The sequence below is a fragment of the Methylobacterium sp. WL103 genome, from assembly GCF_008039885.1.
Classification (GTDB): domain Bacteria; phylum Pseudomonadota; class Alphaproteobacteria; order Rhizobiales; family Beijerinckiaceae; genus Methylobacterium; species Methylobacterium cerastii.
Map to the genome: position 1 here is coordinate 1 of NZ_VRUX01001195.1, position 613 is coordinate 613.

Consider the following 613-nt stretch of genomic DNA (forward strand, 5'->3'; position numbering starts at 1 on the left):
GCGGCGATCAGCGCGGCGAGGCCGAGGGGAAGCGCGGCGACGGTGGCCACGGCGGCGGCGGGCGACACCGGCAGCAGGCTCGGCTCGATCCGGTACCACAGCACGATTCCGGCCAGCCCGAGCAGGAGCGGCCCAGCGATCCGCGGGCTGGTGAGCGGCGGCACGTAGTAGAGCTGCGGATGGCGCGGCACCTGCGGCAGCAGCGCGAAATCGGAGAACACCAGCGGCTCGCCGATCACCGCGCGCTTGAGGCGGCTGACGAGGTGGAGGATCGCCACCGTCAGCACGCAGCTCGACGCGGCCAGCCACGGGCGCCACGAGAACACGAACCAGAACAGCAGGATCAACCCGTAGGCGCAAAGCCGCACCGCGAGGTCGCCGGCTTTTCGGCTCGCGCGCCCCGGCACGTCGCCGAGGCCGAACTCGATCGCCAGGCAGAGGGCGAACGCGGCAAGCGTCGCGAAGAGGAAGGACATGGGGGACGCGTCAACCGTGGCCGGGCTTGTCGGGATTCGACGCACCGCCCGATGCGACGCCGCGCCGGGCGCGGAGCGCCCGCACGATCGGGTTCAGCAGGCGGTAGCGGGTCCGCATCAGGGCGCCGCCCAGCCGG

At 73.1% G+C, this 613-nt stretch carries 1 pseudogene; it reads right to left on the minus strand.

Features of this window, described 5'->3' with window-relative positions:
* Positions 1 to 476 (minus strand): annotated as a pseudogene (locus FV222_RS30410) (LTA synthase family protein); the annotation flags it as partial.
* Positions 477 to 613 lie beyond the last annotated feature (137 nt).